Raw genomic sequence first — 23536 nt, forward strand, 5'->3', positions numbered from 1 at the left:
TGGGAGAGGTGTAGCGGCCCGTTTAAACCGCTTTAGGAGCCCCTAAAGGGGCCCCTTCGGGGGAGACAAGGATTGAGACATCATCCATGTCCATCAATCCATGTCCTCAGCAGCGAAGCTGCCGCAGGTCTATCTCTTAGTGTTGCTGTTTCTGGTTGTGTTGTTGTTATTGTTACCATGCACGGCCACTGCATCTGCACTGCATCTGCACTACACGTGCACTCAGAAATCTTGATTGCTACCTGAGTCGGGTCGAGGTGTCGGCCCCCGTCTCTCTGCGTGCTGCTTCCTCGCATTGCTGCTGCGTCTCTGGGAGAGGTCGATTGCAGCAGCGCGCTGTGCATCCAGGTGCGGCGAGCGGCCATCAGGAAAGTAGTGAGCAAGGATGCTGTCCAACGCAGCGGGGTCCCCGTCGCGCATCCTTATGGCTTTCTCAATTGCTTCTCTGGGGGGTAGCTCTCCGGTGCGCCAATAGGACTTCTCAAGGTAGCTGAGAATCCCGATCTCCATGATGGATAGGTGCGCAGTCCGCTCGAACCACTCGCCCACATCCACCTGTTGGAATGGGAGCTTCACGGCTACTCCTTATGGCGAGACCATTGCTTGGTGGTCATGATTGCTGCGAGGTCGGGGAAGTACTCTCGCATGTAGTAGGAGATGAGCATTCGGTCCACGCTGAGGTCCGAAGCCATCTCACGCTGTGACTTGAGGTTTGCAGCATCAGGCTTTCCATCAGGGTCCCGGAGATGCTGACCGGCTTTGACGTATCGAATGAATGCCGATTTCTTCGGTGACTTCTGCTCCGGGAAAGGACGGCGCTCGGTCATAAGGTCTGCAATGTCGGGAAACTCGCGGCGGATCACATAGCGGACGCCTGAGTGGTCCCTAAAGCCAACATCGCGTGCAATCTCTCGCTGCGTCTTGACGTTCCCTAGGGTGAGTCCCTTGGCGTCATCGCGGAGATGCTTTCCGGCCTTAAGATAGGCGCGCAACCGGTCCGTCTTCGTGGGTCGCTTTGTCGGAATGCGGAGACCATGGTGGGGGATGCTGATCTGTAGCGTAAGCATGGTGGTCAGTCAGATGAGTCGGTGTAGCGCAAGCACTTCGTCTTTCAGTTCATCCGCCTTCATCGCTGCGAGGTCGGCTGTGTATCGCTGAATCGCACGGCGGATAAGCAGGGAGGTGCTCGGCATGCGGCCATCCTTGATGGCAAGTTCGGGGCGGCGTTGAGCGGCCTGGAGTTTTTCTGCAAGGGGAGCCTCTACGCGAATCCGCCAGAATGCTGAGGTGGTTCGGGGGAGTCGCGGGGAGTAAGCGATGGTTGGTTTGGTAGTCATGGTGTCTGTGCTGTGAGTGGTGAATCGCAAAACAAAAAGGCCCCTCAAAGGGACCTCAGTGTGTTTGCAGATATCGAAAGCTACTGATGGACGGACTCGCACTCGTCCAGAAGAAAAACAGCACCCCTAGACCCACGCCAAGGAAAGGAAAGGAAACGTGAGTCTAAGGGCCTGTCAAAGGATCACCATTCATGGACTAATGGCGAATGATTCCCACCGACCCGTGCTTACCTACGGAGCAAAGCAGAACGAGAGGGTTGATAAATGATGGTGGGTGGTGGGATGTATGAGCGCCTCGTCAGCCATCCGGTGGCCTCCTACCGTCCTCCCTCAAGGCCGCAGAAGGGAACCTTCCGTGATGACGCTGCGCTGCATTCGTGGGGCCGTCCTGCGAAACTTCCCCGAAAACATCTTCGGCTAACTTCGTCGGCTCCTTCCTATTGTCGCCACTAACCCTAACTTCGCCCATCTTCGGCTAACGTGTTTTTCGGGGTTGCATGTACGCGGCGGTCGGTGAACGGCTCTCTCTCCTTTAGTGCCACCTGTCAGGATAGGGTCCCAATCTTTAACTTACGCGGACTCACGCAGCTTGAGCGGGAAGCCCATGAGGAGTGGAGCCGGAAGATGGCTAGCGGCTGGAAGCCTAAGCCCAACACCCCTCGGACTGGAGACAAAGGCGCCCGTTAGAGAGCGGCGTCCGATAGGGATATACTCCAGCCTGACATGAGGGTGTGCCACCGGGATCAGGGGTGGTGACACCTTTGCGAGGACACGGTGGGAGGCACGGGGGGAAACTGCCAAGCCCGAATTCTTGAGTGGGCTCTGAGATTTTTCTGGCAAAATATTTTCGGACTATTACGTTTATCTCAATGGAACCCGTTACCTCAGCACTTGTTTCTTCCGCCAAGACCGCGGTTGTTAAGTATGTTGGCGAGTTCATTAAAGGCAAGGTCATCGAAAGATGGTCCCAATATCGCGCGGAGAAATTCTATGATTCGTTTCTGGAAGAATTTCAAAAGCAAGCGGACGTTCGCTGTCAGTCGGCAGACCTTGATGATCTGCTACTAAAGGTGTCCGAGCGAGACGAAGTTTCTTCCTTACTGTTCGACGCGTATAGGCGTGTCTGCTTATCTGCGTCTCGCGAGTTGGGCCCGCGGGTAATCGGTCTTCTGACCGCGGAGATTGTGTTGGAGGGGCGAACGGCAACCGAAGGTGAGGAACAAATGTTTCAGGCTGCGGAAACCCTGAATGACAAGGAATTCCTTGAGTTCGCGGGATATCTTAAAGCTCAGGTCCCCCGCTTAAGTGAGCACCAACGGGAATGCCTTAAAGCCCTAGGTTGGGCCAAAATACTGGTGGCTGACGATCAAGCGCACTGCGAACTGGAGGGGGGTTACTTACGCCCCGCTGCTCCATTTGAGATTGGCGGATATGTTGGAATATGGGCCCTACGCCTCAAGAACATCGGTCTGATATCGGAAGAGCGGGACGAGGAAGTTTGGGTGGTACCCCATGATTCCGAGCGCCACATTGACCAAGACATGCGATGCCGGAGCACTAAGGACTATTTGGTGACAACCCCGGAGTGTCATCGCCTCGCGTATCTCATTGATAGAGCGTCTCGTGCGCGCCGCGCTAGCTGAGGTCCGAGCTAAGCTCCACTAGGACACACTCATGGACTTCCTGAAGGGCCTCGTTAAAGCGGAAGTTATCGGCACCGAAGAACACCGCGAGCTTGAGCCCTAGCTCCTCCTCAGTTGGCCTGAAGGGAAACGTCAGGGTCTCCGTGCGGGTCCCATTCGGGGTTTCCCAGGTCAGCGTGAGTCTGTGTTGTTTTGAGTCCATGACTACTCCTCCTGTTAGATGGCCACCTTGGCGAGCCACTCCGCCATGACGCGAAGGCTATAGCCCTTCCCGTACTTGGACCCGATGTCCTTCGATGCCCACCCGCCGATGGCAAAGCGGATGTCTTCAGGACACTGCACCTCTCTCAGTCTGTCGGCCATCGTGTGTCGTAGCTCATGGGCGGTGTGCTCGATCCCCATTCCCCGAATCCACTTTGCGATGGTCGCGGATGCAATGTCCGCCTTCGTTCCCTCCGCTGAGGTGTACCGGGGGAAAGCGAACCGCTGCGGTGGTTCAATTTCCTCAGACAGGTCGATAAGTGGAAAATCACGATCGACGAGGAAAAAGACCGAACCATGAAGCAACGCCGCAAATTTGACCCTGCCTTCAAGCTGGAGGTGGTCCGGATGATCCGGGATCAAGGCCTGTCGGTGGCCGAGGTGTGCCACTCGATGGCCATTGGCGAGACGGCCGTACGGCGCTGGCTGGCCCAGTACGACGCCGAGCTCAAGGGCGAGAAGGGGATTGGTAGGCCGCTGACGCCGGAGCAGCAACGCATCCGTCAGCTGGAGGAAGAGAACCGGCGCCTGAAGGAGGACAACCTGATCCTAAAAAAGGCATCGGCCTTCTTCGCCCGCGAACTGAAGTGATGTATCACGCAGTCAGTGGTTTGCAGAAGGAGGCCATTCCCCTGAGCCGCGCCTGCCTGGCGCTGGGTGTCAGCCGCGCTGGCTATTATGCGTTCTTGCGCCGCCCCGGTGGCGACGCCAAGCGGACCAGACAGATGGTGTACGTGCGCGCCGCATTCGAGGCCAGCGGGCGCACCTATGGCAGCCGGCGGGTGGCGCGGGATGTGAGCCGGCAAGGGGTCAAGATCGGCCGGTATCGCGCTCGCACGCTGATGCGTCAGGCCCATCTGCGTCCGGTGTGGAAACGCAAATTTGTGGCAACGACCAACAGCCGGCACGACCGGCCGGTCGCGCGCAACGTGCTGGATCGACAGTTCAGACCCGCGGCGCCCAACCAGGCGTGGGTGTCGGATATCACGTATATCCGCACGCTAGAGGGCTGGCTGTACCTGGCGGTGGTGCTGGACCTGTACTCCCGCAAGGTCGTGGGCTGGTCCATGGCCGCGGCCATGCCGTCCACCCTGGTGGTAAGCGCGTTGCAGATGGCCATTGCGCACCGCAAGCCGGGGCCGGGTCTGATCGTGCATTCGGATCGTGGCAGCCAGTACGCCAGCGACGAGTACCAGAGCTTGCTGGCGCGTCACGGGATGGTCTGCAGCATGAGCCGCCTGGGCGACTGCTGGGACAACGCGGTGGCCGAACGCTTCTTCCTGAACTTGAAAATGGAGCGCGTGTGGCAGCGCCGCTACGCCGACCGGGCCGAAGCCCGGCGCGACATCATGCAGTACATCGTTGGCTTCTATAACCCCATGCGTCTGCATTCGACACTGGGGTATGAGTCGCCGCAGGATTACGAGGACAAGTTCAACCAGACCACCTTAACGACTGTCTGATAAAACTTGACCACCGCACGCTGCCCCTTCATGGCCTTCTCTCTGACCCGCTGCGCGGCCCATAGGGCATGACCAAGGAGAGGCACCACACGCTCACTCGACTTGTTCTTGTCAGCAGCACGTTGAAAATGACCCAGCGGCAGCACATTGGATTTGACCCACCCGGGTAGGATGGGCCCTTTTTGGAGGGCCAGTGCTTACAAGGGAGGTAATCGTGGAAATACGTGTGTTGGCCCGCCAAGGATTAGGAATCCGGGAGATCTCGCGGGAACTGGGGCTGTCGAGGAACACCGTGCGCAAATACTTACGCAGTTGTGCTGAGCAGGATCGTGCGCCGCGATCGGGGCGCACGCAGAAGCTCGATCCGTTCAAAACCTATCTGCATGACCGGGTTCGCGCAGCGCATCCGGCCTGGCTGCCGGCGACCGCGCTGCTGATCGAGATTCGCGCGATGGGTTATGACGGAGGCCTGACGCGGCTGCGGGTCTATCTGCGGTCGCTGAAGTCGATCAAGGCGCCGGAGCCACTGGTACGTTTCGAAACCGATCCGGGGCAGCAGATGCAGGTCGACTGGATCGTGTTGCGACGTGGCAAGCTGCCGCTGTCGGCATTCGTTGCGACGCTCGGTTACAGTCGGGCGAGTTACGTCGAGTTCGTGACCGACGAACGATTGCCGACGCTGCTGGGATGCCATGAGCGCGCGTTCGACTTCTTCGGTGGGGTTCCTCGCGAGGTCCTGTACGACAACGTCAAGACGGTGGTGATTGGCCGAGACGCCTATGGTCCCGGACTGCATCGCTATCAACCGGCCTTCCTCGACTTTGCGAAGCACCACGGCTTCGTGCCGCGCCTGTGCAAGCCCTACCGAGCGAAGACCAAGGGGAAGGTTGAGCGCTTCAACGGATACCTGCGCCGCAGCTTCTACAATCCGCTGGCAAGCCGGCTCGCTCAGGATCGCCTCTCGCTTGACGCGACCACGGCGAACGCCGAGGTCGTGCGCTGGCTGAGAGATGTCGCCAATGTGCGCATCCACGGCACGACTGGACAGTCGCCGCTCGAGCGTCTCCTGCTTGAGCAACCGAAGCTGCAGCAGTTGCCGGAGCCGTGGCGCGCGAACCTGCCGTCAGCTTCCGTGCCGACGATGCCACCGCCGTCGCGGTTCGATGATACGCCGCTGCAGCATCAGCTGTCAGTGTATCAAGCCCTGCTGACGGAGGCACGTTGATGGACATCCAGCACGAACGTATCCTCGAAGCCTGTCGACAACTGCGGATCGACACGATGGGCGAGCAGTACAGCATGTTGGCAGCTCGCGCGGCAGCGAACCAACTCACGTTTGCCGACTTCTTCGAGGCGCTGTTGAAATCTGCGATGGACGCGAAGCACACGCGGACCAAATCCATGTTGCTGCGCACGGCCGGCTTCCCTGTGCTGAAGACGCTGGAGGAGTTCGACTTTACGTTTGCTCACGGCGTTGCCAAGAAATCGGTGCTGGAGCTGTCGTCGATGGCCTTCGTCGAGCGCGCCGAGAACATCGTGTTGCTCGGGCCGAGCGGCCTTGGCAAAACGCATCTGGCGATCGCACTCGGTTACATCGCAACGCAGATGGGGATCAAGACGCGCTTCATCTCTGCGGCGGATCTCGTCATTGCCTTGGCCGCCGCTTCCCGGCAGGATCGATTGGCCGACTTCCTGAAGCGCAACATCATGAACCCACGGCTGTTGATCATTGATGAGGTCGGCTATCTGCCGCTCGGCCGGGACGATGCCAATCTGTTCTTCCAGGTGATCGCCAAGCGGTATGAAAAGGGTTCCGTGATCGTAACGAGCAACTTGCCGTTCGGGCAATGGGACCAGACGTTCGCCGGAGATCAGACGCTCACGGCCGCGTTGCTCGACCGCCTCCTGCATCACAGCCATGTTCTACAGATCAAAGGCGAAAGCTACCGACTGAAGGACAAGCGAAAAGCCGGCGTGATCCGATCCCGTGCATCCGAAAGTGCTGAACAGCAACTGGAGATGCACGCGTAAGTGATGATCAGCAACATCGTTTGACCCTGGGTCAGGCGAAACCGATGGCCAGCAACTGACGCTGACCCAGGGTCACGCAACATGCTGGGCATCAACTTGGTGACCCAGGTGGGTCAAATCTAATGTGCTGCACAACGGCCCAAGTGGGTCACTTCTAAGTTGCTGTTGACATTCTTGAGGGACCTCCACCGGTGCGGCTGGATGACAACGTGAGGAGTCTCGGCATCGAGCTTGATGTCGTCCAATGCTAAACCTGCAACCTCTGCCAACCGAGCGCCTGTATCCCCGAGAATGGCAATGAGCCACCGCACTTCATCATCCTTCTCCTTGCACGCAGCAAAGAGCGTCTTGAGTTCATCCTCAGAGAACGGCTTGCGCTTCTTCTCATCGGCCCCCTCGGTCGGAATTGGGACAGACGCAAATGGGTTCTTGCGGTCTATCTCCTTCTCACGGAGGTAAGTCTCAATCACAGACTTTATGACATTAAGACGCCGCCGAATGGTGCCGGTCTTGTTCCCTCGTTGCTGCTCCTTGGCGACATACTCATGAGCATCCTGTCGGGATAAGTCTTGAATAGCCTTATCGCCTATCGCAGTCGTCACCGTTGCAAAGGCCCGTTTGGTGTACGTGACAAATTTCTCGTCGGTCCGCTTAGGGTGCACCTCCAGGTAAAGCTCTAAGGCATCGCTCAGTGTCGGCTTGATGGTCCCTGCCAAAAGTTGCGCCGCCTTGATTTCAACGGGATCGAGGTACTCCTCCGCCGGATTCTCCCGATACAGGTGCTCATCACCTCCCGCATACCGCTCTCGCTTAGCTTCGAGGTGGTCGTAAAAGAGGTCTCGCGCATCGGGATCGTTCTCCGCTGGTGCGGGCGATAGTCCCCACTTCTTGAGAAGCTCCTCCGCCTGTGCCTTGCTGGTCTTTGGGGTCGCGTCAGGACTCGCCCGCAGAAGCGTCCACTCGGCCTCAAGCTCCCGGTTTAGCTGCTCGATCTTGCGAGCCGCAATGCGGACATCGCCAGTGCCAAGACTGGCCTTAATTAGCTTGCCCGGGTAGCGGTCTCGCAAGTCCTTGGGGACTGGTCGCTGGAAGTAAATGACGCCGCCACGGCGGAAGGCATACTTGAGGGTCACGCGGAGGATACCAAGAGTCGCTTTCATGAGTAGCTTACCGTAGAAGCTACCCCACTGAAACCGACTCAGATTCGGGCTAAAGCGCTGTAATCCCTTGATTATTCACGGAATAGATGGTGCCGCAGGAGGGAGTTCCGGCTCCGACCCCGGGCACCATCACGAATCCATTCCCTCTTGTCTACATTGCTTGGCCAGCATCCCCATTAGGGACATGCATCGGCGTGGGTTTTTCGCGCACCTTACTGGTCGCCTTTGCTGCCCGGTATCGAGAGGTATCACGAGGTATCACGACATTTGATACCGCGTGGCACCCAGCGGGTTCGGCTCCTTAAGCCCGTTCCCAAGGGTTGACCCCAATGGAACCCCCTCAGTCCAAATTTGTATGATGACCTTATTACCTGATAAGGCATCACACCGACCACCGGCATGTTCGACAAGGTTTCCGCCCCCGCGATGAGCGATACGGTCGCTCAGCAACTGCTCAAGCAGATCGAGATCGGCAGTTTTGCGGCCACCGGCAAGCTGCCCACCGAGGCCGTGCTGGCGCAGCAGTTCGGCGTCAGCCGCACGGTGATTCGGGAGGCGATCTCCCGGCTGAAGAACGAAGGGGTGGTCGAGCCGCGCCAGGGCAGCGGTGTGTTCGTGAAGGAGCATGGCGCGGTCCGGCCGCTACGGATCGACTACGCCGAGGCGGTGGAGGCGAGCTCGATGCCGCATTTGCTGGCGGTGCGCCGGGCCATCGAGGCGGAGGTGGCGGCGGAGGCCGCGCGGCGCTGCACGGACCGGGATATCGCCGACATCGACGCGGCGCTGGCCAACATCGACGAGGCGGTCGCCGCCGGGCGCGATGGCGTGGCCGAGGATGTGGCCTTCCACCGCAAGATCGCCGCGGTGACCGGCAACCCCTATTTCATCAAGACACTGAATTTCCTGAACCAGTACCTCGAAGCCGGCGTCGCAGTGACCCGCCGCAACGAGGCGACACGCGACGATTTCTCGCGCCAGGTGCGCGAAGAACATGCGGCCATCGTCGACGCGATCCGTGCGCGCGACCCCATGGCGGCGCGCAATGCCGCCCTCACCCACCTGTACAACGCCGAGCGCCGGCTGTCGCAAGCCGGCATCTGCTGAGCGGCCGCGGCGGCGGCACGCGCCAACCAGAAACAGATCATGTCACGACATATTGGAGTCATCGGCCTCGGTGCCATGGGCCTCGGCGTTGCGCGCTCGCTGCTGCGCGCCGGCTTTCGTGTCCACGCCTGCGACGTGCGCGACGATGTGCTGCGCGCGTTCGCCGGCGAAGGTGGCATCGCGTGCGCCACGCCGGCCGAATTGGGCGCGCAGTGCGACGTGGTGGTGACGCTGGTGGTCAATGCCGCGCAGACCGAAGCGGTACTGCTCGGCGAGCACGGCGCCGCTGCCCGCATGAAGCCCGGCAGCGTCGTGATCGCCAGTGCCACGGTGGCCCCGGACTTCGCCGCGCAACTCGGCGCGCGCCTGGAAGCGGCGGGACTGCTGATGCTCGACGCGCCGGTGTCGGGCGGCGCGGCACGCGCGGCGTCGGGCGAGATGACGATGATGACGTCGGGACCGGCGGCCGCCTATGCCGCCTGCGAGGATGTGCTGGAGGCCATGGCAGGCAAGGTCTATCGCCTTGGCGAGCAGTACGGTGCCGGCTCCAAGGTCAAGATCATCAATCAGTTGCTGGCCGGCGTGCATATCGCGGCCGCCGCCGAGGCGATGGCCCTCGGCCTGCGCGAGGGCGTCGATCCCGACGCGTTATACGACGTGATAACCCATAGCGCCGGCAACTCGTGGATGTTCGAGAACCGCGTGCCGCATATCCTCAATGGCGACTACACGCCACTGTCGGCGGTCGACATCTTCGTCAAGGACCTGGGCCTGGTGCTCGATACCGCGCGCCGCAGCAAGTTTCCCCTGCCGCTGTCGGCCACCGCTCACCAGATGTTCATGAGCGCGTCCAGCGCCGGCCATGGTGGCGAGGACGACTCCGCGGTGATCAAGACCTTCCCCGGCATCACGCTGCCGCCCTCACGCTGACGACAGCCACGCTGAACGTCGCTCGTCCTCCGTCGCCCGCTGCCGCTGCCCGCTCTCCCCGTTTGCCCATGTCCCAGTCCAACTCGCCCCGCCCGCTTCCGGGCCCGCTTCTTGGTTGTATCGCCGACGACTTCACCGGCGCCACCGATCTGGCCAACATGCTGGTCAAGAGCGGCATGCGCACGGTGCAGACCATCGGCGTGCCGCCGTCCGCCGCGCCGCTGCAGGCGGACGCCATCGTCGTGGCGCTCAAATCGCGCACCATCACCGCGGCCGATGCCATTGCGCAATCGCTGGGCGCGCTCGCCTGGCTGCGCGAACAGGGCTGCCGCCAGTTCTTCTTCAAGTACTGCTCGACCTTCGACTCGACCGACGCCGGCAACATCGGCCCGGTGGCGGAAGCACTGCTCGATGCCCTCGGCGACCAGCCTGGGTTCTCGATCGCCTGTCCGGCCTTTCCCGAGAACGGCCGCACCGTCTTTCGCGGCCACCTGTTCGTCGGCGATGCGCTGCTCAACGAGTCGGGCATGCAGAACCACCCGCTGACGCCGATGCGCGATGCCAACCTGGTGCGCGTGCTGCAACGGCAAACCCGCGGCAAGGTCGGTCTGATCCGCTACGACACGATTGCCGCCGGCCCGGCCGCGGTGCACGACGCGATCGGGCAGCTGCGCGCCGATGGCGTACGGCTGGCGATCGCCGACGCGCTGTCCGATCGCGACCTGCATGTCCTGGGCGAGGCCTGCGCCGACCTGCCGCTGGTGACCGGCGGCTCGGGCATCGCGCTCGGCTTGCCCGCCAACTTCCGCCGCGCGGGTCTGTTGGCCGAACGTACCGATGCCGCGCAATTGCCGCGCATCGCGGGCTACGCCGCCGTGCTGGCAGGCAGCGCATCGCAAGCCACCAATGTGCAGGTGGCGGCGTGGCGCGGGGAGACAACGAACTCCGATTCCAATACGAACTCGGCAGCAGACGCCCGCCCGAGTTTCCGCATCGACCCGCTCGCGGTGGCACGCGGCGAAGCGGTGGTGGAGCAGGCGCTGGCGTTTGCCCGTTCGCATCTGCCCGAGCCGGTACTGATCTATGCCACCGCGACGCCCGACGAAGTGCGTCACGTACAGCAGGCGCTCGGCGTGGCCGAGGCCGGCCAACTGGTGGAGGCAACGCTCGCCGCCATCGCGCGCGGTCTGCGCGAGATGGGCGTGCGCAAGTTCGTCGTCGCCGGCGGCGAGACGTCGGGCGCCGTCGTGCAGGCGCTCGAGGTCAAATCGCTGCAGATCGGCGCACAGATCGATCCCGGCGTGCCGGCCACCGCCACCATCGATACCGAGCCCTTGGGGCTGGCGCTCAAGTCGGGGAATTTCGGCGCGGTGGACTTCTTTGCCAAGGCGCTGCGTCAGCTGGAAGGAGGCGCGCTATGAGCGAGGAAACCCGCCTGCGCGAGGAAATCTGCACGATCGGCGCCAGCCTGTATGCGCGCGGGCATGCGGTAGGCAGCGCCGGCAATATCAGCGCTCGGCTCGATGACGGCTGGCTGATCACGCCCACCGATGCCTGCCTGGGCCGCCTGGACCCGGCGCGCATCGCCAAGGTCGATGCGAACGGCCGGCATGTGTCCGGCGACAGGCCATCGAAGACGCTGGCGCTGCATCGTGGCATCTACGCCAACGACCCGGGCGCGCGCGGCGTGGTCCATACCCACTCCACGCATCTGGTCGCGCTGACGCTGGCCGGCGTCTGGAGCGATGACGACGTGCTGCCGCCGATCACGCCCTATTACGTGATGAAGGTCGGCCATATTCCGCTGCTGCGCTATCGGCGCCCTGGCGACCCCGAGGTGGCGGCGCAGGTCGCCGCGCTGGCCTCGCGCGTGCGTGGCGTACTGCTGGATCGGCTCGGCCCCGTGATGTGGGGCGCGTCGGTGTCGCAGGCGTCCTGGGCGCTCGAAGAACTCGAGGAAACCGCGCGCCTGTGGTTGATGACCGATCCGAAGCCGGCGCCGCTCGACGCCGCGGCCCTCGAAGAACTACGCCAGACCTTCGGCGCACGCTGGTAGCGCGCGCCAGCCCGCGGTGTGCACGGGCTTTCGTCACGCACACCGGAGCCGGCGCGACAGCCGGCCCGACACCATCCAAAGGAGACAATCCATGACAGCCTACGACGCGGCAGCGGCCGCCTACGTCGACGCACCCGGCAAAGCCGAACTCGACCTGACCTACCGCAAGGTGTTCTGGCGCATCGTGCCCTTCCTGATGCTGTGCTACGTGGTGGCCTATCTGGACCGCGTCAACGTCGGCTTCGCCAAGCTGCAGATGTCGCAGGATCTGGCGTTCAGCGAGACGGTGTTCGGCCTGGGCGCCGGCATCTTCTTCCTCGGCTACTTCCTGTTCGAGCTGCCGAGCAACATGCTGATGCACCGGCTCGGCGCCCGCATCTGGATTGCCCGCATCATGATCACCTGGGGCATCCTGTCGGCCATGTTCGCCTTCGTCACGACGCCGACGCAGTTCTACGTGCTGCGCTTCCTGCTGGGGCTGGCGGAGGCGGGTTTCTATCCCGGCGTGATCCTTTACCTCACCTACTGGTTTCCATCGCACCGCCGCGCCAAGATCATCGCGGTATTCATGTCGGCGATTCCGGTATCGGGCATCTTCGGCAATCCGTTGTCCGGCTGGATCATGGAGAGCTTCCACGGCGGCGCCGGCTTCCACGGCTGGCAGTGGATGTTCGTGCTGGAGGCCATCCCCGCGGTGCTGATCGGCATCGCGACGATCCTCTATCTGGACAACAACATCCGCAGCGCCAAATGGCTGACCGAGCGCGAGAAGCAGCTGCTGGCCGACGAGATCGCCGCGCAGCCGCAGGAGCAGCAGAAGAACGCGCATTCGCTGCGCGCGGTATTTCGCGACCCGCGCATGTGGTGGATGTCGCTGATCTACTTCGCCTTCGTGTCCGGGCAGTACGGCCTGACCTTCTGGATGCCGACCTTCGTCAAATCGACGGGCATCAAGGGCACGCTGGAAATCGGGCTGCTCAGCGCGATCCCGTTCGTGGTGGCCATCGTGGCGATGAACCTGTTCGGCCACAGCGCGGACAAGCGCCGGGAGCGGCGCTGGCATCTGATCGTACCGGCGCTGATGGGCACCATCGGCTTCACCGTCGCCGCTTCCGCGGCGGGCAACACGACGCTGTCCATCGTGGCGCTGTCGGTGGCCGCCGCCGGCGTGCTGACCTGCGCCCCGCTGTTCTGGTCGCTGCCGACCGCGTTCCTCGCCGGCAGCGCCGCAGCGGCCGGCATCGCCATCATCAATTCGATCGGCAATCTGGCCGGCTTTGCCAGCCCCTATCTGATCGGCTATCTGCGCGACGCCACCAACAGCACGGCCAGCGGCATGTATGTGCTGGCCGGCATGCTGGTGCTTGGCGCCGTCGCCGTGTGGCTGACGCCGGCCAGGCTGGTCAACCGCTAATATGGACGCGGCGCGCTTGCGCCGCCTTCTCCCAACCCATCACGACTTGCTGCCATGCCACGCTTTGCCGCCAATCTTTCGATGATGTACAACGAGCACGCGTTCCTGGACCGCTTCGCCGCGGCCGCGAACGATGGCTTCCGCGCCGTCGAATACCTGTTCCCGTACGACTTTCCGGCGGGCGAACTGAAGTCCCGGCTCGACGCGAATGGCCTGCAGCAGGCGCTGTTCAATGCGCCGCCCGGCGACTGGGCTGCCGGCGAACGCGGCATCGCTTCGCTGCCGGGACGGGAGGACGAATTCCGGCGCAGCATCGATACGGCCCTCGACTACGCGCGCGTGCTCGGCAACGACAAGCTGCACGTGATGGCGGGCCTTGCCGCGCCAGGCGTGCCGCGCGAGCAGCAGCGCGCCGTCTATCTGCGCAACCTCGAGTACGCGGCTCGCGCGGCGCAAGGCGACGGCATCACGGTGCTGATCGAGCCGATCAACACGCGCGACATTCCCGGCTTCTTCCTGAATCGCCAGGACGACGCGCAAGCGATCTGCCGCGAGATCGGCGCGTCCAACCTGAAGGTGCAGTTCGACTGCTACCACTGCCAGATCGTCGAAGGCGATGTGGCCACCAAGCTGCGGCGCGACATCGCCGGCATCGGGCATATCCAGATCGCCGGCGTGCCGGAGCGGCACGAGCCGGATATCGGCGAACTGAATTATCCCTATCTGTTCGAGACGATCGACGCGCTCGGCTATCGGGGCTGGATCGGCTGCGAATATCGCCCCAGGGCGGGTACCACCGACGGGCTTGGCTGGCTGCGCGCGTGGCTGCAGCGGTAGCCCCTTCGGCAATCGAGGGCAACCGAGGGCAACCGAGGCCACCGAGGCAATCCAGGGCAGTGGCGCATTCGTCCGGCGCTGCCCCATTCATCGCGATTTCAACAAGGCAACCGATCATGAAAGTGCTGATCACCGGCGGCGCCGGATTCCTGGGCCAGCGTCTGGCCAAACAGCTGCTGTCGCGCGGCGAACTGAACGGCCCCGACGGCAAGCCAGCCCCCATCACGGAACTGGTGCTGGTCGATGTCGTGCAAGGCAACGATTTCGCCGACAAGCGCGTCACCACGCTGGTCGGCGATATCGCCGATGCCGCCCTGCTCGAACGCGCGATCGACCGCGAGACCGCCGTGGTGTTCCATCTGGCCGCCATTGTCAGCGGCCAGGCCGAGGCCGATTTTGATCTCGGTATGCGCATCAATCTCGACGCCTCGCGCACGCTGCTGGAAGTGTGCCGGGCGAGGGGCCATCGGCCGCGCGTCGTGTTCACCAGCTCGGTGGCCGTCTACGGCGGCACGCTGCCCGAGGTGGTGCGCGACGATACCGCGCTCAATCCGCAATCGTCCTATGGCACGCAAAAGGCGATCGCAGAATTGATGCTGGCCGATTACAGCCGGCGCGGCTTTGTCGACGGCGTCGTGCTGCGGCTGCCAACCATCAGCGTGCGTCCCGGGCGGCCCAATGCCGCCGCCTCGTCGTTTGCCAGCGGCATCATTCGTGAACCGCTGAACGGCGAGGAGGCAATCTGCCCGGTGCCGGGCGACACGCGCCTGTGGCTGCTGTCGCCGCGCCGCGCCATCGAGGCGCTGATCGCCGGCAGCGAGCTGCCCGGCGAACGCCTGGGCAACCGGCGCATCGTCAATCTGCCGGGCGTTTCCGTGACCGTGGACGAAATGATCGACGCCCTGCGGGAGGTCGCCGGCGACGAGGCCGCCAACCGCATCCGCCGCGAGCCCGACAGCCGCGTGCAGCAGATCGTCGGCAGCTGGCCGGGCCGCTGGGACACGACGCGCGCCGAGCAACTGGGGCTGCGCGGCGACGCGAGCTTCGTCGATGTCGTGCGGGCCTATATCGAGGATGAGTTGCGCTAAGACGGGTTGCGACAAGGCGAGTTGCCCTACGCCGAAGTTGCGCTAGGGCGAACGCGCCGCGTTCCGCCGCTCCCGAAACGTGATCGACCAGCGCAATTCCCGCGTCGGCTCGACGCTGTGCTGCCACCGCCAACGGGCGTCGCCTTCCAGCCGATAGATCGACCTGGGTTGCACTTCGAGCGCCAGGATCTGACGCCGCAGCGACGGGCTGTAGGGATAGGGCCGAAAGCGCAGCCGCGCGGCGCCGCCTAGCGAGACGCCAAAAACGCGCTCGAAGTCCGGCACATCGCGGTGCCAGCCCAGCGGCGTACCTGCGGCGTACTCGGCCACCAGGGCATGCACGAGCCGCTCCGGCGGCACGCCGGCCCATTGCGCCACGCGCTCGCGCAGCGGCAGCAGCCGCTCATCCAGGGCTTGTGCCGGCCGCAATTGATTGCTGTCAAAGTCGTAACTGCCGCCGAAGCTCACCACGCGGCGCAGCGCCAGGTAGCCCTTGTACCTTGCGGCTTCGAGCGGGAGCGTCCGGATGATGCCGATGAGGGACGCCTCTTCATCGAGGGACAGGAATTCGGGCTGGTAGACGAGCCCCGGAATCGAGGCCGGCGCGGCGTCGCCCTCGAACAAGCTGAACTGTTCCATCGCGTTCCTTCTGGCTTTCACGGCGCCTTCCGCGGGGCCCGGTTTGCCGGGCGGCAGGAAAGCCGACTGGCAATCCACCGTGTGGCGGGAGGACCCGAAGGTGCCGCCTGCACCTGCCCAGTCTACGCCGACGACGCCGTCGCAAAGCACCCTGCAGCAAACGCGATTGGCCTGCTCACGTATCAACGAATCGCCAGCGCTTCGGGCGGCAAGGGCTGCCAGCCGCCACCGAGCGCCTTGAATGCGGCGACCGCCGCTCGCGCCGATTCCGTCTGTGCCTGTGCCCGGGCATCCGCCGCCTGCAGAAGCGATTCGTCGGCGTGCAGCACGTCGATCAGGCTCGCGGCCCCCTGCTGGTAGGCCGCGAACGACGATCTTCTGGCACGGGAGAGCGAGGCCTCCCCTTGCGTCAGTACGGCGGCTTGCTCCTGGCGATTGACCAGTGCCGAGAAGGCGTTTTCCACATCCTCGGTGGCCCGCAGCACGGACTGGCGATAGGCGGCCAAGGCCTCGGCATCCCGCCCCTTCGCGAGATCGATCTGCGCATCGATGCGGCCGAAATCGAACAGGCGCCACCGCAGCCCGAGCACACCGGACGCCTGGCTTGCGCCACCGGTCAGCAGATTGCCGCTGGAAATCGCCGTGGCGCTTCCCAGAAGACCGCTCAGCGAGAACTTCGGGTAATACTCGGCCATCGCTTCGCCGATACGGGCATTGGCCGCGGCGAGCCGGCGTTCGGCGACGATCAGGTCGGGCCGGCGCTGAAGCAGCTCGGCGGGCGTTCCCATCTCGGCGATCCGCGGCGTCGCGGGAATCGGTGCCGCGGCTTCGAGTTCGGCGCGATGGGTGCCGGGCGGGACACCCAACATCACGTCCAGCGCGTTCATCGCCGCATCGAGGCCCGTCTGCAGGACGGGAACGGTGGCCTGGACGCGCGCCAGCGCCCCTTCGGTCTGTCGCACTTGATACTCGGCGGCCAGTCCCTTCGCGTACAGCAACCCGACTTTCGCCAGCAGGTCTTGCTGCGTGCCGACTTGCCGCCGGGCGATGTCCAGACGCGACTGCAAGCCCCGGATGGCGATGTAGATGTCCGCCGTCTGCGCGGCCACCGCCAGCCGGGCCGCCACGGCACTGGCCTGCGTCGCTTGATAGTCGGCCAGCGCGGCTTCGCGGCCGCGTCGCAGCCCACCGAACACGTCCACCTCCCAGCTCGCTCCCACGCCCACTTCGTAAGCACTTCCCCATCTGTCGTATCCGGGCGTGGCATTGAGGACCTGCCCCAGCGGCGTTTCTATCGACTGATGCGCACGGGCGGCCGAGCCGCTCACCACGCCTGACGGCAGCAAGGCCGCGTTGGCAGCCTTGAGTCCGGCGCGCGCCTGCGTGACGCGCGCCTGCGCCTGCGCGAGGTCCAGGTTCTGTTCCAGCGCCAACGACACGAAGCGCGGCAACAGTGGATCTCCAAACGACTGCCACCAGGTCGCGAGCTCGGCGGCAGGCATGCCCCGCTCCTGTTTGACGGCCGCCTGCCCGATGTAATGGCTGGCAATGGGCGGGTCGGGCCGGCGGTAGTCGGGACCCACCGCGCAGCCAGCCATCACGCCGGCGCACAGCAGCAGAACGAGGGGACGGCGGGAAGGCATGGGCGGAACCTCGGGTGGGCGGATGCGAGTGACTATAATACAAATCGGTCACTCGTTGTCAACCCTTACCGCACGGGGTAATCTGATGGAATGACCAAGACACGTTCTCCCGCGCCCCAGCTTCGAGGGCCGTCGGACCATGATGTCCGACACCAGATCGTCGAAGCGGCGACCGAATACTTCGGCCTTTACGGCTATGAGAAGACGACCGTCTCCGACCTGGCGAAGGCCATCGGCTTTTCCAAGGCCTACATCTACAAGTTCTTCGACTCCAAGCAGGCGATCGGCGAGGTCATCTGCTCCAACCGCCTGAGCGCGATCATGGCGGCCGTCGACGAAGCCGTTGCCGACGTCTCCTCCGCGTCGGAGCGGCTGCGCCGCATGTTCGGCGCGCTGGTCGAGGCCGGCAGCCACCTCTTTTTCAACGACCGCAAGCTCTACGACATCGCCGCGACCTCGGCCAGCGAGTCCTGGCCGTCGGTTCGCGCCTACGAGGACCACCTCAGGAACCTGGTGCTGCAGATCCTGCGCGATGGCCGCGAGTCCGGCGAGTTCGAGCGCAAGACTCCGCTGGACGAGGCGGCCAACGCGATCTTCCTGGTGATGCGGCCGTACATCAATCCGCTGCTGCTGCAGCACAACCTCGACAATGCCGCCGAAGCCACACGGCACCTGTCCAGCCTGATATTGCGCAGCCTGGCACCGTAAGTTTTCCCCCTGTGACCATTGACTAAATTGGTCACACGAATAAAAATGGGGATTCAACTCCGTCAGGAAGGATTCCCATGCTCCGGCGCCTTGCCCCCTTTGCCATCTGCCTGTTGCCGCTCGCGCTCGCGGCATGCGGCGACACCTCTGCCTCCGATCCGCGCACGGAGGCCCCGCTGGTCAGGGTGGGAACGGTGCAATCCGCATCCGCCCCGTCGCGGTCGTTCACGGGGATCGTGGCCGCCCGGGTGCAGAGCGACCTTGGCTTTCGCGTCTCCGGCAAGGTGCTGGAGCGCCTCGTCGATACCGGGCAGACCGTCAGGCGCGGCCAGCCGCTGATGCGCATGGACCCGCTGGACCTGGGATTGCAGGCGCGGGCGCAGCGCGAGGCGGTCGCCGCGGCGCGGGCGCGCGCCAGGCAAACGGCGGACGACGAAGCGCGCTACCGCGATCTGGTCGCCGAAGGCGCTGTGTCGGCGTCCGCATACGATCAGATCAAGGCCGCGGCCGATTCGGCCCGCGCGCAACTCAATGCCGCCGAGGCGCAGGCGGACGTCGCGCAGAATGCGTCGAGCTACGCCGTGCTGCTTGCCGATGCGGATGGCGTCGTGGTGGAGACGCTGGTCGAGCCAGGTCAGGTCGTCAGCGCCGGCCAGCCGGTGGTGCGCCTGGCGCGGGCAGGACAACGCGAAGCCGTCGTGCATCTGCCCGAGACGCTGCGGCCGGCCGTGGGGTCAGTCGCGCAGGCCAGGCTGTACGGAAACGGAGAGGCCGCCGTGCCGGCGAAGTTGCGGCAGATATCCAGTGCGGCCGATCGGGTCAGCCGTACCTTCGAGGCCCGCTACGTGCTCGAAGGCGCGCTGGCCCAGGCGCCGCTCGGTGCCACCGTCACCGTCGAGATTCCGGACGGCACGAATGCCACCCCGTCGTTGCTGGTACCGGTCGGCGCATTGTTCGATCCTGGCAAGGGGCCGGGCGTCTGGGCCATCGAAGGAAGCCCGGCGAAGGCGGTCTGGCGCTCCGTCAAGGTGCTCGCCTTGACCGACGACATGGCCCAGGTGTCGGGCAATCTCAAGCTCGGGGACCGGATCGTATCGCTGGGGGCCCATCTGCTGCGTGAGGGCGAGACCGTCAGGCCTGTCGGCGATGGCGAAGCGACGACCGCCGGAGAACGTCGATGACCGAGGGGCGTTTCAATCTTTCGGCGCTGGCAGTGCGCGAGCGCTCCATCACGCTGTTCCTGATCGTCCTGATCTCCGCCGCGGGCATTCTCGCGTTCTTCCAGCTCGGCCGCGCGGAAGACCCGCCGTTCACGGTCAAGCAGATGACCATCGTCACCGCATGGCCGGGCGCGACAGCGCAGGAAATGCAGGACCAGGTCGCCGAACCGCTGGAGAAGCGCATGCAGGAGCTGCGGTGGTATGACCGCACCGAGACCTACACGCGCCCCGGACTGGCCTTCACCATGGTGTCGCTGCTCGACAGGACGCCGCCTTCGGAGGTCCAGGAGGAGTTCTATCAGGCCCGCAAGAAACTCGGCGACGAGGCGAAGAGGTTGCCCGCCGGTGTCATCGGACCCATGATCAACGACGAGTATGCGGACGTCACCTTTGCACTGCTGGCGCTCAAGGCCAAAGGCGAGCCGCAGCGGCTGCTGGCGCGCGAGGCGGAAGCGCTGCGTCAGCAACTGCTGCACGTGCCGGGGGTGAAGAAGGTCAACATCATCGGCGAGCAGCCCGAACGCATCTTCGTCTCCTTCTCCCACGACCGCCTCGCCACGCTGGGCGTCACGCCGCAGGGCATCTTCGCGGCGCTCAGCGCGCAGAACGTGCTGACCCCTGCCGGTTCCATCGAAACCCGGGGGCCGCAGGTCTTCATCCGCGTCGATGGCGCGTTCGACAAGCTGGAGACAATCCGCCAGACCCCGATCACCGCGCAGGGCCGAACGCTGAAGCTGTCGGATGTGGCGACCGTCGAGCGCGGCTACGAAGACCCCGCCACCTTCCTGGTCCGCAACAACGGCGAACCGGCATTGCTGCTGGGCATCGTCATGCGCGATGGCTGGAACGGGCTCGACCTGGGCAAGGCGCTCGAGGCGGAAACCACCAAAATCAACGCGGCGCTGCCGCTGGGAATGACCCTGACCAAGGTCACGGATCAGTCGGTCAATATCAGCTCGGCGGTCAACGAGTTCATGGCCAAGTTTTTCGCCGCCCTGCTCGTCGTGATGGTGGTCTGCTTCCTCAGCATGGGCTGGCGCGTCGGTCTCGTCGTCGCGGCCGCGGTGCCGCTGACGTTGGCGGCCGTGTTCGTCATCATGGTCGCCACCGGCAAGAACTTCGACCGTATCACGCTCGGCTCGCTGATCCTCGCACTTGGGCTGCTGGTCGACGACGCCATCATTGCCATCGAAATGATGGTGGTGAAGATGGAGGAAGGCTATAGCCGTCTCGCCGCCTCGGCCTACGCCTGGAGCCACACGGCGGCGCCGATGCTGTCCGGCACGCTGGTCACCGCCATCGGCTTCATGCCCAACGGCTTCGCGCGTTCCACGGCGGGCGAATACACCAGCAACATGTTCTGGATCGTCGGCATTGCGCTGATCGCATCGTGGGTCGTCGCGGTGGCATTCACGCCCTATCTGGGGGTCAGGATGCTGCCGGACATCCGGAAGATCGAAGGGGGGCACGATGCCATCTACAACACTCGCCACTACCAACGCCTGCGCGCGGTGCTGCGGCACGTCATCGCCCGCAAATGGCTGGTGGCCGGCACCGTCGTCGCGGCATTCGTGGTGGCGATCCTCGGCATGGGGCTGGTCAAGAAGCAGTTCTTTCCGACGTCCGACCGGCCCGAGGTGCTTGTCGAAGTGCAGATGCCCTATGGCACCGCGATCGAGCAAACCGCCGCCGCGACGGCGAAGGTCGAAGCCTGGCTGGCGAAGCAGAGCGAGGCGAAGGTCGTGACGTCCTACATCGGCCAGGGCGCTCCCCGCTTCTACCTGGCCATGGCGCCGGAACTGCCCGATCCGTCATTCGCCAAGATCGTGGTGCTGACCGGCAACCAGCAGGAACGGGAAGCCCTCAAAGCCAGGCTGCGCCGGGCGGTCGCCGATGGGCTGGCCGCCGAGGCACGCGTGCGCGTGACCCAGCTCGTATTCGGTCCCTATTCGCCGTTTCCCGTGGCGTTCCGTGTCGTGGGCCCGGACCCGGACAAGCTGCGCACGATCGCCGCGCGCGTCGAGTCGGTCATGCATGCCAATCCGATGATGCGTACGGTCAATACGGATTGGGGTCCGCGTGTTCCCACCTTGCGCTTCACGCTTGACCAGGATCGTCTGCAGGCCATCGGGCTGACTTCGAGCTCGGTGGCCCTGCAGCTGCAGTTCCTGCTGAGCGGGGTGCCGCTTACCGAGGTCCGCGAGGACATTCGATCGGTACAGGTGGTGGGCCGCGCGGCCGGCGATATCCGGCTCGATCCGTCGAAGATCGCCGGCTTCACGCTGGAAGGAGCGGCCGGCCAGCGCATTCCGCTGTCGCAGGCAGGAACCGTTTCCGTCCGCATGGAGGACCCCATCCTGCGGCGCCGCGATCGCACGCCGACCATCACCGTGCGAGGCGACATCGCCGAAGAGTTGCAACCGCCGGACGTATCGAGCGCCGTCATGAAGGAGCTGCAGCCGATCGTCGATGCGCTCCCCGCCGGCTATCGGATCGAACAGGCGGGCTCGATCGAGGAATCCGGCAAGGCGACGGTGGCGATGCTGCCGCTGTTCCCGATCATGATCGCGCTGACGCTGCTCGTCATCATCCTGCAAGTGCGCTCGATTGCAGCGATGGTGATGGTGTTCGCCACGAGTCCGCTCGGCCTGATCGGCGTCGTGCCGACCCTGCTGCTGTTCCGGGAGCCGTTCGGCATCAATGCGCTGGTCGGCCTGATCGCGCTATCCGGCATCCTGATGCGCAATACGCTGATCCTGATCGGGCAGATCCACCATAACGAGCAACAGGGACTCAGTCCGTACCACGCCGTCGTCGAGGCCACCGTGCAGCGTGCGCGGCCGGTGATATTGACGGCCCTGGCGGCGATCCTGGCGTTCATTCCGCTGACGCATTCGGTGTTCTGGGGAACGCTCGCCTACACGCTGATCGGCGGCACGTTCGCGGGGACGGTGCTGACCCTGGTGTTCCTGCCGGCCATGTACTCCATCTGGTTCAGGATCCGTCCCGCCACGGATCGCCCTCCCCTCGATCGCGACGCCGGCGACGCGAATCGGCCGACGCGGGAGCACTGGCAGGAGCGGGAGCCGGTCACAGGGGGCTAGCCGCGTCCGGCCGAAAGCCGGGTGTGGCAGACCTCAGGCCATCTCGCTCTCGAGCCGGCGCATCCGCGCCTGTATCGTCGCGGACAGCGCCATCAATGGCCCGGCCAGGTCGGCCTCGACGGTCTCCATATCCTGTTGCGTCGATACGCTGACGTTCAGGACATGGACTCCGTAGCCACTGATCTGCAGCGGCGTCGCCATGGCAACCACCTGCGGCTGCCATGACGCCACGCAGTAGCCCTTCTCGCGCACCGAAACGACGGCCGCCTCGATTTCGCGGCACAGGCGGCTCCAGCCGCGGCCCCGGTGTTTTTCTGCCATCGCCAGCAACATCGCCTGGAACGCGTCGGGGGCGAGCGTCGCGAGGTAGGCCCGTCCCAGCGAGGTCAATGCCATCGGGATGCGCTGCCCGCTGACGACCGTTCGCAACGACTGCCGCCGGTTGTAGCGGAACGACTCGAGATAGACCATCTCGTCGCCGTCGGCGGCGGCCAGGCCGACATTGATCTTGTGCCGCACCGCGGCCTCCACCATCACCGGCGTCGCGACCTTGAGGATCTGCGAGCCGTCGCGCATGGCGTGGGCCATGCTGAGCACCGACACGCCGAGCCGATAGGCGCGCAAGCGCGGGACGTATTCGAGCATGCCGGTCTCGATCAGCGATTGCGTCAGGCGGCTGACGGTCGATCGGGACAGGCCGGTTCGCTCGGCGATCTCGCCGTTGCCCAGCATCGAGGAGCCGGCGCGGAACGCGCGCAGCACGGCGATGCCGCGTTCGAGCGAGCGATTGGGTGTTGCCTTGCCCTGGCCTGGCTTGATCCGTTCCATGCCGACAGTGTATTCGGCAGGAGCGTGCTCCATGGCGGATCGGCTCGTTCGCATGCAGGAGGGGACCGCG

At 64.2% G+C, this 23536-nt stretch carries 21 protein-coding genes and 1 pseudogene; 14 read left to right on the forward strand and 8 right to left on the reverse strand.

Translation table 11 applies throughout. The features are described from left to right. Nucleotides 1–222: 222 nt before the first annotated feature. The 3 genes from KZ686_RS25485 to KZ686_RS00150 form a co-directional block, all read right to left on the reverse strand. Nucleotides 223–576 (reverse strand): DUF1376 domain-containing protein, encoded by a 354-nt coding sequence (locus KZ686_RS25485; protein WP_407648497.1) that lies wholly within the window; start codon nt 574–576, stop codon nt 223–225. A gap of 2 nt (nt 577–578) precedes the next feature. Next, a complete protein-coding gene (locus KZ686_RS00145; protein ID WP_265632780.1) occupies nt 579–992 on the reverse strand; it encodes a hypothetical protein in 414 nt (137 codons plus the stop codon). An 84-nt stretch (nt 993–1076) separates the two neighbouring features. Next, nucleotides 1077–1337, reverse strand: coding sequence for a hypothetical protein (locus tag KZ686_RS00150; RefSeq protein WP_265632781.1), 261 nt, complete (start codon nt 1335–1337; stop codon nt 1077–1079). Nucleotides 1338–2206: 869 nt separating this feature from the next. Between KZ686_RS00150 and KZ686_RS00155 the strand changes: the two genes are divergently transcribed. Further along, nucleotides 2207–2980, forward strand: coding sequence for a hypothetical protein (locus KZ686_RS00155; protein ID WP_265632782.1), 774 nt, complete (start codon nt 2207–2209; stop codon nt 2978–2980). A 216-nt stretch (nt 2981–3196) separates the two neighbouring features. Here the strand turns inward: KZ686_RS00155 and KZ686_RS00160 are convergent, their stop codons facing one another. Further along, nucleotides 3197–3604 carry a hypothetical protein gene (locus tag KZ686_RS00160; RefSeq protein ID WP_265633505.1) on the reverse strand — a complete coding sequence of 136 codons (408 nt, stop codon included), beginning with the start codon at nt 3602–3604 and terminating at the stop codon, nt 3197–3199. Here KZ686_RS00160 and KZ686_RS00165 point away from each other — a divergent pair. The 3 genes from KZ686_RS00165 to istB all read left to right on the forward strand — a co-directional run bounded on the left by KZ686_RS00165 (nt 3515) and on the right by istB (nt 6735). Beyond that, nucleotides 3515–4704 (forward strand): IS3 family transposase gene (locus KZ686_RS00165; protein WP_390885778.1). Its coding sequence is split into 2 segments (ribosomal slippage): nt 3515–3803 and nt 3803–4704, totalling 1191 coding nucleotides; the frame shifts between segments, so codons are not numbered across the junction. The two genes, KZ686_RS00160 and KZ686_RS00165, sit on opposite strands and share 90 nt — an antisense overlap. Before the next feature lie 193 nt (nt 4705–4897). Beyond that, on the forward strand, nt 4898–5929 hold the full coding sequence (istA, locus tag KZ686_RS00170; protein ID WP_042976508.1) for an IS21-like element ISRme20 family transposase: 1032 nt from the start codon (nt 4898–4900) through the stop codon (nt 5927–5929). Further along, entirely contained in the window at nt 5929–6735 is an 807-nt protein-coding gene (gene istB, locus KZ686_RS00175; protein ID WP_011516034.1) for an IS21-like element ISRme20 family helper ATPase IstB, read from the forward strand. The genes istA and istB overlap by 1 nt, the downstream gene beginning before the upstream one ends. Nucleotides 6736–6854: 119 nt before the next feature. Here the strand turns inward: istB and KZ686_RS00180 are convergent, their stop codons facing one another. Next, the gene (locus tag KZ686_RS00180) at nt 6855–7895 is read right to left on the reverse strand and encodes a phage integrase (protein ID WP_265632783.1); all 1041 of its coding nucleotides are present in this window, start codon (nt 7893–7895) and stop codon (nt 6855–6857) included. Nucleotides 7896–8294: 399 nt separating this feature from the next. Between KZ686_RS00180 and KZ686_RS00185 the strand changes: the two genes are divergently transcribed. The 7 genes and pseudogenes from KZ686_RS00185 to denD all read left to right on the forward strand — a co-directional run bounded on the left by KZ686_RS00185 (nt 8295) and on the right by denD (nt 15324). After that, entirely contained in the window at nt 8295–8999 is a 705-nt protein-coding gene (locus tag KZ686_RS00185) for a FadR/GntR family transcriptional regulator (RefSeq protein WP_265632784.1), read from the forward strand. 33 nt (nt 9000–9032) lie between these two features. Beyond that, nucleotides 9033–9929, forward strand: a pseudogene (ltnD, locus tag KZ686_RS00190) (L-threonate dehydrogenase); the annotation flags it as partial. 68 nt (nt 9930–9997) lie between these two features. Beyond that, nucleotides 9998–11350: a 3-oxo-tetronate kinase gene (gene otnK, locus KZ686_RS00195; protein ID WP_265632785.1), complete on the forward strand. Its 1353-nt coding sequence runs from the start codon at nt 9998–10000 to the stop codon at nt 11348–11350. Beyond that, nucleotides 11347–11985 carry a 3-oxo-tetronate 4-phosphate decarboxylase gene (gene otnC / locus KZ686_RS00200; protein WP_265632786.1) on the forward strand — a complete coding sequence of 213 codons (639 nt, stop codon included), beginning with the start codon at nt 11347–11349 and terminating at the stop codon, nt 11983–11985. Before otnK ends, otnC begins: the two co-directional genes overlap by 4 nt. Before the next feature lie 91 nt (nt 11986–12076). Continuing rightward, nucleotides 12077–13399, forward strand: coding sequence for an MFS transporter (locus KZ686_RS00205; protein ID WP_149316756.1), 1323 nt, complete (start codon nt 12077–12079; stop codon nt 13397–13399). Between the two features lie 54 nt (nt 13400–13453). Next, nucleotides 13454–14236 carry a 2-oxo-tetronate isomerase gene (gene otnI / locus KZ686_RS00210; RefSeq protein WP_265632787.1) on the forward strand — a complete coding sequence of 261 codons (783 nt, stop codon included), beginning with the start codon at nt 13454–13456 and terminating at the stop codon, nt 14234–14236. A 116-nt stretch (nt 14237–14352) separates the two neighbouring features. Beyond that, the gene (gene denD / locus KZ686_RS00215) at nt 14353–15324 is read left to right on the forward strand and encodes a D-erythronate dehydrogenase (RefSeq protein ID WP_149316754.1); all 972 of its coding nucleotides are present in this window, start codon (nt 14353–14355) and stop codon (nt 15322–15324) included. A 42-nt stretch (nt 15325–15366) separates the two neighbouring features. On the opposite strand, the gene KZ686_RS00220 is transcribed toward denD, so the two are convergent. Together KZ686_RS00220 and KZ686_RS00225 are read right to left on the reverse strand one after the other, a co-directional pair. Continuing rightward, on the reverse strand, nt 15367–15963 hold the full coding sequence (locus tag KZ686_RS00220) for an alpha-ketoglutarate-dependent dioxygenase AlkB (RefSeq protein WP_265632788.1): 597 nt from the start codon (nt 15961–15963) through the stop codon (nt 15367–15369). Nucleotides 15964–16145: 182 nt separating this feature from the next. Continuing rightward, nucleotides 16146–17606 carry an efflux transporter outer membrane subunit gene (locus KZ686_RS00225; RefSeq protein ID WP_265632789.1) on the reverse strand — a complete coding sequence of 487 codons (1461 nt, stop codon included), beginning with the start codon at nt 17604–17606 and terminating at the stop codon, nt 16146–16148. Between the two features lie 90 nt (nt 17607–17696). On the opposite strand from KZ686_RS00225, the gene KZ686_RS00230 reads away from it, so the two are divergent. The 3 genes from KZ686_RS00230 to KZ686_RS00240 all read left to right on the forward strand — a co-directional run bounded on the left by KZ686_RS00230 (nt 17697) and on the right by KZ686_RS00240 (nt 22638). Beyond that, the gene (locus tag KZ686_RS00230) at nt 17697–18314 is read left to right on the forward strand and encodes a TetR/AcrR family transcriptional regulator (RefSeq protein WP_149316752.1); all 618 of its coding nucleotides are present in this window, start codon (nt 17697–17699) and stop codon (nt 18312–18314) included. A 77-nt stretch (nt 18315–18391) separates the two neighbouring features. Further along, a complete protein-coding gene (locus tag KZ686_RS00235; protein WP_265632790.1) occupies nt 18392–19495 on the forward strand; it encodes an efflux RND transporter periplasmic adaptor subunit in 1104 nt (367 codons plus the stop codon). Then, entirely contained in the window at nt 19492–22638 is a 3147-nt protein-coding gene (locus KZ686_RS00240; protein WP_265632791.1) for an efflux RND transporter permease subunit, read from the forward strand. The genes KZ686_RS00235 and KZ686_RS00240 overlap by 4 nt, the downstream gene beginning before the upstream one ends. Nucleotides 22639–22671: 33 nt before the next feature. On the opposite strand, the gene KZ686_RS00245 is transcribed toward KZ686_RS00240, so the two are convergent. Continuing rightward, a complete protein-coding gene (locus KZ686_RS00245) occupies nt 22672–23499 on the reverse strand; it encodes an IclR family transcriptional regulator (protein ID WP_150083345.1) in 828 nt (275 codons plus the stop codon). Nucleotides 23500–23536 lie beyond the last annotated feature (37 nt).

The organism is Cupriavidus cauae, assembly GCF_026210475.1.
GTDB classification, from domain to species: Bacteria; Pseudomonadota; Gammaproteobacteria; order Burkholderiales; family Burkholderiaceae; genus Cupriavidus; species Cupriavidus cauae.

Bases quoted from the DNA above. Each gene is read 5' to 3' on its own strand.
- KZ686_RS00245 (WP_150083345.1), bottom strand. From the start codon at position 23,499: ATGGAGCACGCTCCTGCCGAATACACTGTCGGCATGGAACGGATCAAG.
- KZ686_RS00150 (WP_265632781.1), bottom strand. From the start codon at position 1,337: ATGACTACCAAACCAACCATCGCTTACTCCCCGCGACTCCCCCGAACC.
- KZ686_RS00230 (WP_149316752.1), top strand. From the start codon at position 17,697: ATGACCAAGACACGTTCTCCCGCGCCCCAGCTTCGAGGGCCGTCGGAC.
- KZ686_RS00225 (WP_265632789.1), bottom strand. From the start codon at position 17,606: ATGCCTTCCCGCCGTCCCCTCGTTCTGCTGCTGTGCGCCGGCGTGATG.
- otnI (WP_265632787.1), top strand. From the start codon at position 13,454: ATGCCACGCTTTGCCGCCAATCTTTCGATGATGTACAACGAGCACGCG.
- otnC (WP_265632786.1), top strand. From the start codon at position 11,347: ATGAGCGAGGAAACCCGCCTGCGCGAGGAAATCTGCACGATCGGCGCC.
- otnK (WP_265632785.1), top strand. From the start codon at position 9,998: ATGTCCCAGTCCAACTCGCCCCGCCCGCTTCCGGGCCCGCTTCTTGGT.
- KZ686_RS00180 (WP_265632783.1), bottom strand. From the start codon at position 7,895: ATGAAAGCGACTCTTGGTATCCTCCGCGTGACCCTCAAGTATGCCTTC.
- istB (WP_011516034.1), top strand. From the start codon at position 5,929: ATGGACATCCAGCACGAACGTATCCTCGAAGCCTGTCGACAACTGCGG.
- denD (WP_149316754.1), top strand. From the start codon at position 14,353: ATGAAAGTGCTGATCACCGGCGGCGCCGGATTCCTGGGCCAGCGTCTG.
- KZ686_RS00185 (WP_265632784.1), top strand. From the start codon at position 8,295: ATGTTCGACAAGGTTTCCGCCCCCGCGATGAGCGATACGGTCGCTCAG.
- KZ686_RS00235 (WP_265632790.1), top strand. From the start codon at position 18,392: ATGCTCCGGCGCCTTGCCCCCTTTGCCATCTGCCTGTTGCCGCTCGCG.
- KZ686_RS00240 (WP_265632791.1), top strand. From the start codon at position 19,492: ATGACCGAGGGGCGTTTCAATCTTTCGGCGCTGGCAGTGCGCGAGCGC.
- KZ686_RS00205 (WP_149316756.1), top strand. From the start codon at position 12,077: ATGACAGCCTACGACGCGGCAGCGGCCGCCTACGTCGACGCACCCGGC.
- KZ686_RS00155 (WP_265632782.1), top strand. From the start codon at position 2,207: ATGGAACCCGTTACCTCAGCACTTGTTTCTTCCGCCAAGACCGCGGTT.
- KZ686_RS00220 (WP_265632788.1), bottom strand. From the start codon at position 15,963: ATGGAACAGTTCAGCTTGTTCGAGGGCGACGCCGCGCCGGCCTCGATT.